The sequence below is a fragment of the Stenotrophomonas sp. 3diitr2024 genome (assembly GCF_042136455.1).
In the GTDB taxonomy this organism is placed as follows: domain Bacteria; phylum Pseudomonadota; class Gammaproteobacteria; order Xanthomonadales; family Xanthomonadaceae; genus Stenotrophomonas; species Stenotrophomonas sepilia.
In genome coordinates this window covers 1-7642 of record NZ_JBHHMJ010000693.1, presented here as the reverse complement: position 1 = coordinate 7642, position 7642 = coordinate 1, and the positions used below count along the sequence as shown (strand labels likewise).

Sequence of the window (7642 nt, the reverse complement as noted above, 5' to 3'; positions counted from 1 at the left end):
CGCCAACCCTCAGCCATCCAGCATTTGACGTCGCTTCGGCATCTAGCGGGTGCAGGGCGCAGCCCTGCCCACAAATCCCCCCAGATTTGACGCACTGCGCAAGAGTGCGCTAATGTACTAACGCGCTATTACATTGATGCATGGAAACGACCCCGTGAAAGCCCGCCCCGAGATTGCCGCCAAAGACCCCAAGGCCGACCTGGAAGCCCTGGCCCGGGCCTTTGCCGCCCTGCGCGAGCCGGAGCAGGTGGAAGCCTTCCTGCGCGACCTGTGCACTCCGGCCGAACTGGAAGCCATGGCCGACCGCTGGAAGGTGGTGCCGCTGCTGCAGCAGGGCGTGCCGTATCGCGAGATCCACGAGCGCACCGGGGTCAGCGTGACCACCACCGGACGGGTGGCGCGCACGCTCGAGCATGGCCATCGAGGCTATGCCGCCGCCATCGACCGCCTTGCTTCGCGCTGATCCGCGCCCCGTTCCGAACTTCGAGACCTCCCCCATGAGTGCAACCCAGGCAGCGCCGGCACGAGACCGGCTGCGTATCGCCATCCAGAAGAGTGGCCGGCTGGCCGAGCCCGCCCGCAACCTGCTCAGTGCCTGTGGCCTGAGCTGGCGCGAGAGCCGCGACAAACTGTTCTGCTACGGCGAATCGCTGCCGGTGGACCTGCTGCTGGTGCGCGACGACGACATCCCGGGCCTGATCGCCGACGGCGTCTGCGACCTCGGCATCGTCGGCCGCAACGAGCTGGACGAACAGGCCGCGGCACGCCGCCAGGTCGGCCTGCCGGACGCCTATCAGGCGCTGCGCGGGCTGGGCTTCGGCCAGTGCCGGCTGATGCTGGCGGTGCCGGAGGAATGGCAGTGGCAGGGTCCGGCGCAACTGGCCGGCACCCGCATCGCCACCAGCTACCCGGCCATCCTCACGCAGTGGCTGGCCGAGCAGGGGGTGGACGCACAGGTGGTCGAGCTGTCCGGTTCGGTGGAAATCGCCCCGCGCCTGGGCACCGCCGACCTGATCTGCGATCTGGTGTCCAGCGGCGCCACCCTGCGCGCCAATCAGCTGACCCCGGTGCACAACCTGCTCGACAGCGAGGCGGTGCTGGCCGGTGCAGTACGGGTGCCCGATGATGCACGTGCATCGCTGCGCGCGATGCTGCTGCGCCGCCTCGATGGCGTGGTGCAGCGCCAGGACCGCAAGCTGCTGATGTTCCGCGCCAGCGAGGATCGCGTCGACGCGCTGGCGCAGTTGCTGGCCGATGCCGAGCCGCTGGTGCGGTTGCCGGCCGATGGCGGTGCGCTGCGCCTGCAGACCATGTGCCCCGGCCCGCTGAGCTGGCAGCGCATGGAAGAACTCGAGCGCGCGGGTGCGCAGGGCCTCATGGTACTGAGCGTGGAGCGGTCGCTGGCATGAACCGTCTGATCTGGTCCCAACTTGATGAGGCCGCGCGCAGCGCGGCATTGACCCGCCCGGTGCAGACCGTGGCGCAGCAGACCCGCGACGCGGTGGCGACGCTGATCGCACAGGTGCGCGCGCAGGGCGACGACGCGCTGCGTGCGATCACCGCACGCTTCGATGGTGTCGAACTGTCGTCCTTTGAAGTGAGCGAAGCCGAGTTCGCGGCGGCCGAAGCCGCTGTCCCCGCCGAACTGCGCCAGGCGATGGTGGACGCCGCCGAGCGCATCGCGCGCTTCCACGCCGCCGGCATGGGTAAAGGCTATGCAGTTGAAACCGCGCCGGGCGTGGTCTGCGAACGCATGCTGCGCCCGATCGGCCGGGTGGGCCTGTACGTACCTGCTGGCAGCGCGCCATTGCCGTCCACCGCGTTGATGCTGGGCGTTCCGGCGCAGTTGGCCGGTTGCCCGCAGGTGGTGCTGTGCACGCCGCCGCGCGCCGACGGCAGCGCCGATCCGGCAGTGCTGGTAGCCGCGCGCCTGACCGGCGTGCAGCGCGTGTTCAAGTTGGGCGGCGCGCAGGCGATCGCTGCCATGGCCTATGGCACCGCAAGCATTCCCGCCTGCGACAAGCTGTTCGGGCCGGGCAACAGCTTCGTGACCGAAGCGAAGCAGCAGGTCGCACAGGAGGGCGCCGCCGCCATCGACATGCCGGCCGGTCCTTCGGAGGTGCTGGTGATTGCCGATGCCGGTGCCAATCCGGCGTTCGTGGCCGCCGACCTGCTGTCGCAGGCCGAACACGGCCCGGATTCGCAGGTGCTGCTGCTGACCGACGATGCCGGGATGCTGGCGGCGGTCGAGGCGGAGGTCGAGCGCCAGGTGGCCCTGCTGCCGCGCCAGCAGATTGCACGGCAGGCGCTGTCAGCGTCGCGCCTGATCCAGGTCGATTCGTTGGACGAGGCCTTCGCGATCAGCAACCGCTATGCGCCCGAACACCTGATCCTGGCGCTGCGTGAACCGCGCGATTGGCTGGACAAGGTGCAGGCAGCCGGCTCGGTGTTCCTCGGCGACTACACCCCCGAAGCACTGGGTGACTACTGCAGCGGCACCAACCACGTGCTGCCCACCGCCGGCGCCGCGCGTGCTTACAGCGGCGTGAGCGTTGCCAGCTTCCAGAACCTGATCAGCGTGCAGAGCGCCAGTGCCGCCGGCCTGGCCGCGATCGGCGGCTGCGCGCGCATCATCGCCAGCGCCGAAGGCCTGGATGCCCACGAGCGTGCGGTTGCATTGCGCATGGAGACCGCCGCATGAGCGCGGCTGTCGAGGAGGTGCTGGCGCTGGTGCGCCCGGATCTGCAGGCGTTCGCCGGCTACAGCTCGGCACGCAGCGCAGCGGTGCAGGGTGAGGTCTGGTTGAACGCCAACGAGTCCGCCTGGGCCAATACGGCCGACGCGGCTGGCAGCAGCCGGCGCTATCCGGAGCCGCAACCGTTGGCGTTGCGCGAAGGCTTGGCGGCGCTGTACGGCGTGACGCCACAGCAGCTGCTGGTCGGCCGCGGCAGCGACGAGGCCATTGATCTGCTGGTGCGCGCGCTGTGCGTGCCGGGCCGCGACGGCGTGGTGGTCACGCCGCCGGTGTTCGGCATGTACGCCGTCTGCGCACGCCTGCAGGGTGCCGCATTGATTGAAGTGCCGCTGGTGGACAGTGAGGATGGCCTGCGCGCCGATCTGGATGCGGTGATCGACGCGGCCAAGGCGCAGGGAGCCAAGCTGGTGTTCCTGTGCGCACCGTCGAACCCGGCCGGCAGTGACATCGCTCTGGAGGAGGCCGAGCGTGTGGCGGTTGCGCTGCGCGGGCAGGCGCTGGTGGTGGTGGACGAGGCCTATGTGGAGTACGCAGGGCGCGCATCGGCCACCACGCTTCTGGCCGCACACGCCAACCTGGCGGTGCTGCGCACGCTGTCGAAGGCGCACGCTCTTGCCGCCGCCCGCGTTGGCACCCTGATCGCCGCACCGGAGCTGATTGCTGTGCTGCGCCGCTGCCAGGCGCCGTACCCGGTGCCGACGCCGTGCGCGGAACTGGCGGTACAGGCGCTGCAACCCGCCGCGCTGGCCCGGACCGCCGAACGCGTAGCCACGGTGATTGCCGAGCGCGAACGCCTGCGCGTGGCGCTGCCGGGCCTGCCCGGCGTGCGTCGCGTCTATCGCTCATCCGGCAATTACCTGCTGGTCCGCTTCGCCGATGCCCAGGCCGCGTTCGATACGCTGCTGGCTGCGGGCGTGGTGGTGCGTGACCAGCGCGCCGCGCCGCAGTTGGGTGATGCGCTGCGCATCAGCATCGGCAGCCCCGAAGAGAATGACCGCGTGCTTGCGGTCCTGTCGGCGCGGAGGGCCGCAGCATGACCCCGATCCTGTTCATCGACCGCGACGGCACCCTCATCGAGGAGCCGTCCGATTTCCAGATCGATGCCTACGAGAAGCTGCGCTTCGTGCCGCAGGTGATCCCGGCGCTGCTGAAGCTGCGGGATGCCGGCTACCAGTTCGTGATCGTCACCAACCAGGACGGCCTGGGCAGCGACAGCTACCCACGCGCCAGCTTCGATGGCCCCAACGACCTGATGCTGCAGATCTTCGAGAGCCAGGGCATCACCTTCCGTGACGTGCTGATCGACTGCAGCTGGCCGCAGGACAATGCGCCGACCCGCAAGCCGGGCATCGGCCTGATGACCGCCTACCTGCAGGACCGCAGCATCGACTGGGCGCGCTCGGGCATGGTTGGCGACCGCATCACCGACCTGCAGTTCGCCGACAACCTCAACATACGTGGCTTCCAGCTGCGCACCGCGCAGTTCGGGGGAGAGTGGGACTGGCCGGGCATCGCCCACGCGCTGGCCGACGCGCCACGCACCGCCGTGGTCCAGCGCAACACCAAAGAAACGAAGATCCACGTTGAGCTGGACCTGGATCGCGCCGGTGATGCGCGCATCTCCACCGGCCTGCCGTTCTTCGACCACATGCTCGAACAGATCGGCAAGCACGGCGGCTTCGCCCTCGATATCCAGGCCGAGGGTGACCTGCACATCGATGAGCACCACACCATCGAGGACACCGGGCTGGCCCTGGGCCAGGCCCTGCGCGAGGCGCTGGGCGACAAGCGCGGCATCGGCCGCTACGGTTTCACCCTGCCGATGGACGAGACCCTGGCCAGCGCCGCGCTGGACTTCAGCGGACGCCCGTACTTCGTGTTCGAGGGCGAGTTCAAGCGCGAGCGGGTGGGCGACATGCCGACCGAGCTGGTGCCGCACTTCTTCCGTTCGCTGTGCGATGCCAGTGGCCTGAACCTCAACCTGCAGGTACGCGGCGACAACGATCACCACAAGGTGGAGGCCTGCTTCAAGGCGCTGGCGCGCGCACTGCGCCCGGCGCTGGCCCGGCAGGGCACGGCACTGCCGAGCACCAAGGGGGCATTGTGAGCGACGTCGCGCTGATCGATGCCGGTGGTGCCAACCTGGGCTCGGTGCGCTACGCATTGGAGCGCCTGGGCGCGACGGTACGGCTGGTGCGCGATGCGGACGGCCTGGCGGGTGCGCAGCGGGTGATCCTGCCCGGCGTCGGCGCCGCAGGTCCCGGCATGCAGCGCCTGCATGCGCAGGGCCTGGTGGAACCGCTGCAGCGATTGCAGGTGCCGCTGATGGGCATCTGCCTTGGCATGCAGTTGCTGTTCGAACGCTCCGAGGAAGCGGGCGTAGAAACACTGGGACTGATTCCGGGCGTGGTGCGCAAGCTGGTGCCGGCCTGTGGCATCCGCGTGCCGCACATGGGCTGGAACCGGTTGCTGCCGCTACGGGAGTCGCTGCTGTTGCAGGGTGTGCCGGAGCGCGCCAGCGCCTATTTCGTGCACAGCTATGCGGCGCCGCTGAATGCCCACACCGTCGCGGCGTGCGACCACGGTGGGCTGTTCACTGCCGTGGTGGAGCAGGGGCGCTACTACGGCGCGCAGTTCCATCCCGAGCGCTCCGGCGAGACCGGCTCGCTGATGCTGCGCAACTTCCTTGAGGGCACTGCTGCATGAGTTTCATCGTCTACCCCGCGCTGGATATCCGCGATGGCCGCGTGGTGCGGCTGCGCCAGGGCGACTACGCGCAGGAAACCTCCTACGGCGACGATCCGCTGCCGCGCGCGCAGGCCTTCGCCGCACAGGGCGCGCAGTGGATGCATCTGGTCGACTTGGATGCTGCACGCGCAGGTGGCTATACGCTGGCACCGCTGCTGGCGGCGATCCGCGCGCAGACGCCGCTGCAGGTGCAGACCGGTGGTGGCGTGCGTGGCCGCGACGATGTGGCGCGCATGCTTGATGCTGGCGCCGGCCGCGTGGTGGTCGGCTCGCTGGCGGTGCGCCGCCCCGATGAAGTGATCGGCTGGCTGGAGGAATTTGGCGCCGAGCGCATCACGATTGCGCTGGACGCGCGCCAGGACGCACAGGGGCAGTGGCAGCTGCCGGTGCACGGCTGGACCGAGAACGCCGGGGTGACCCTGGATGACCTGGCCCAGCGCTACGCGCGCGCCGGCATGCGCCACCTCTTGTGCACCGACATCGCCCGCGACGGCATGCTGGCCGGGCCCAATATCGGCCTCTACCAGCACCTGTCGGCATTGCTGCCGGGGGTGGCGGTGCAGGCGTCCGGCGGCATCCGTGACGTGGCCGATGTGGCCGAGGCGCGTGCCGCTGGCTGCGGTGGTGCGATTCTCGGCAAGGCACTGCTGGAGCAGCGCATGGACCTGGCGGAGGCGCTGGCATGTTGAGCCGCCGCATCATTCCCTGCCTTGACGTGCGCGATGGCCGCGTGGTGAAGGGCGTGCGCTTCCGCGATCACGTCGACATGGGCGACATCGCCGAGCTGGCGCAGCGCTACCGCGACCAGGGTGCCGACGAGCTGGTGTTCTATGACATCGGCGCCAGCCCCGAGGCGCGTTCGGTGGACGTGGCGTGGATCGAGCGCATCGCGCGCCTGATCGACATTCCGTTCTGCGTGGCCGGTGGCATCGACAGCGTGGAAGCCGCGCGTCGCGTGTTGTTCGCCGGTGCCGACAAGGTGTCGATCAACTCCCCCGCGCTGGGCCGCCCGGAACTGATCACTGAACTGGCCGACGAGTTCGGCGTGCAGTGCGTGGTGGTGGGTGTCGACTCGGTACGTGAAGCGGACGGCCAGTGGCGGGTGCGCCGTTTCAGTGGCGACCCGGACAAGACCCAGGCGGTACCGCTGCGTACCCTGGACTGGATCGTCGAAGCTCAACGGCGTGGCGCTGGCGAGATCGTGCTGAACTGCATGGACAGCGACGGCGTGCGCCGTGGCTACGATGTCGTGCAGCTGCAGCAGGCGCGGGCCCTGTGCCAGGTGCCGCTGATCGCCTCCGGTGGCGCCGGTGCGATGGAACACTTCGCCGAAGCCTTTGACCAGGCCGACGTCGATGGTGCGCTGGCGGCGAGCGTGTTCCACAGCGGTGCCATCGCCATTCCGGAATTGAAGCGCTACCTGCGCGCACAGCAGATCGAGGTGCGGGATGTCTATTGAAGTCAGGCCATCGCTGGATGCGCTGCAGGCGCTGGACTGGGGCAAGGGCGACGGCCTGCTGCCGGCCGTGGTGCAGGATGCCGATACCCTGCAGGTGCTGATGCTGGGCTATGTCAGCGCCGAATCGCTGGCCGCCACGCTGGCCATCGGCCACATGACCTTCTTCAGCCGCAGCAAGCAGCGGTTGTGGACCAAGGGCGAGCAGTCCGGCAACGTCCTGGCGGTGCAGTCGATCAGCGTCGACTGCGATGCCGACACGCTGCTGGTGATGGCACGCCCGGCGGGGCCAACCTGCCACACGGGTGCGGAGAGCTGTTTCGACCAGGCGCCGAAGGACTTCCTGGGCGGGCTGGACCAGTTGGTCGCGATGCGTGAGGCGCAGCGCCCGCCGGGCAGCTATACGACCCGCCTGTTCGAGGGCGGCATCCGCCGCATCGCACAGAAGGTGGGTGAGGAGGGGGTGGAGACCGCTCTGGCTGCGGTTGCGCAGGATGACGAGGCGCTGCTCGGTGAGGCTTCGGACCTGCTGTACCACCTGCTGGTACTGCTGCGCGCGCGCGGTCTGTCGCTGGACGATGCGCGGGCGGTGCTGGAAAAACGCCATCGTTGAAGCGTGGTAGTGCCGGCCGCTGGCCGGCAACCTCATCATCTTCGGGCATCGAGGGGGTGCCGGCCAGCGG

9 protein-coding genes are annotated in these 7642 nt (G+C 69.2%); all 9 read left to right on the top strand.

Features of this window, described 5'->3' with window-relative positions; all coding sequences use genetic code 11:
• The first annotated feature begins 154 nt into the window (after positions 1–154).
• From ABGA94_RS17850 to hisIE, 9 genes are read left to right on the top strand one after another with little or no spacing between them, the layout of a single operon-like run.
• Positions 155–463: a YerC/YecD family TrpR-related protein gene (locus ABGA94_RS17850; RefSeq protein WP_005416326.1), complete on the top strand. Its 309-nt coding sequence runs from the start codon at positions 155–157 to the stop codon at positions 461–463.
• A gap of 34 nt (positions 464–497) precedes the next feature.
• Positions 498–1409, top strand: coding sequence for an ATP phosphoribosyltransferase (gene hisG, locus ABGA94_RS17845; RefSeq protein WP_053499888.1), 912 nt, complete (start codon positions 498–500; stop codon positions 1407–1409).
• A complete protein-coding gene (gene hisD, locus ABGA94_RS17840) occupies positions 1406–2701 on the top strand; it encodes a histidinol dehydrogenase (protein ID WP_262221555.1) in 1296 nt (431 codons plus the stop codon). The genes hisG and hisD overlap by 4 nt, the downstream gene beginning before the upstream one ends.
• Positions 2698–3792: a histidinol-phosphate transaminase gene (gene hisC / locus ABGA94_RS17835; protein WP_375367866.1), complete on the top strand. Its 1095-nt coding sequence runs from the start codon at positions 2698–2700 to the stop codon at positions 3790–3792. The genes hisD and hisC overlap by 4 nt, the downstream gene beginning before the upstream one ends.
• A complete protein-coding gene (gene hisB, locus ABGA94_RS17830) occupies positions 3789–4862 on the top strand; it encodes a bifunctional histidinol-phosphatase/imidazoleglycerol-phosphate dehydratase HisB (protein WP_375367865.1) in 1074 nt (357 codons plus the stop codon). Before hisC ends, hisB begins: the two co-directional genes overlap by 4 nt.
• Complete coding sequence (hisH, locus tag ABGA94_RS17825; RefSeq protein WP_375367864.1) at positions 4859–5461, top strand: imidazole glycerol phosphate synthase subunit HisH; 603 nt, start codon at positions 4859–4861, stop codon at positions 5459–5461. Before hisB ends, hisH begins: the two co-directional genes overlap by 4 nt.
• The gene (gene hisA, locus ABGA94_RS17820; protein ID WP_338167941.1) at positions 5458–6192 is read left to right on the top strand and encodes a 1-(5-phosphoribosyl)-5-[(5-phosphoribosylamino)methylideneamino]imidazole-4-carboxamide isomerase; all 735 of its coding nucleotides are present in this window, start codon (positions 5458–5460) and stop codon (positions 6190–6192) included. The genes hisH and hisA overlap by 4 nt, the downstream gene beginning before the upstream one ends.
• Complete coding sequence (hisF, locus tag ABGA94_RS17815; RefSeq protein WP_053499875.1) at positions 6186–6962, top strand: imidazole glycerol phosphate synthase subunit HisF; 777 nt, start codon at positions 6186–6188, stop codon at positions 6960–6962. Before hisA ends, hisF begins: the two co-directional genes overlap by 7 nt.
• On the top strand, positions 6952–7572 hold the full coding sequence (gene hisIE, locus ABGA94_RS17810; protein WP_111175693.1) for a bifunctional phosphoribosyl-AMP cyclohydrolase/phosphoribosyl-ATP diphosphatase HisIE: 621 nt from the start codon (positions 6952–6954) through the stop codon (positions 7570–7572). The genes hisF and hisIE overlap by 11 nt, the downstream gene beginning before the upstream one ends.
• Positions 7573–7642: the final 70 nt, after the last annotated feature.

Bases quoted from the DNA above. Each gene is read 5' to 3' on its own strand.
- hisG (WP_053499888.1), top strand. From the start codon at position 498: ATGAGTGCAACCCAGGCAGCGCCGGCACGAGACCGGCTGCGTATCGCC.
- hisD (WP_262221555.1), top strand. From the start codon at position 1,406: ATGAACCGTCTGATCTGGTCCCAACTTGATGAGGCCGCGCGCAGCGCG.
- hisC (WP_375367866.1), top strand. From the start codon at position 2,698: ATGAGCGCGGCTGTCGAGGAGGTGCTGGCGCTGGTGCGCCCGGATCTG.
- hisB (WP_375367865.1), top strand. From the start codon at position 3,789: ATGACCCCGATCCTGTTCATCGACCGCGACGGCACCCTCATCGAGGAG.
- hisA (WP_338167941.1), top strand. From the start codon at position 5,458: ATGAGTTTCATCGTCTACCCCGCGCTGGATATCCGCGATGGCCGCGTG.
- hisF (WP_053499875.1), top strand. From the start codon at position 6,186: ATGTTGAGCCGCCGCATCATTCCCTGCCTTGACGTGCGCGATGGCCGC.
- hisIE (WP_111175693.1), top strand. From the start codon at position 6,952: ATGTCTATTGAAGTCAGGCCATCGCTGGATGCGCTGCAGGCGCTGGAC.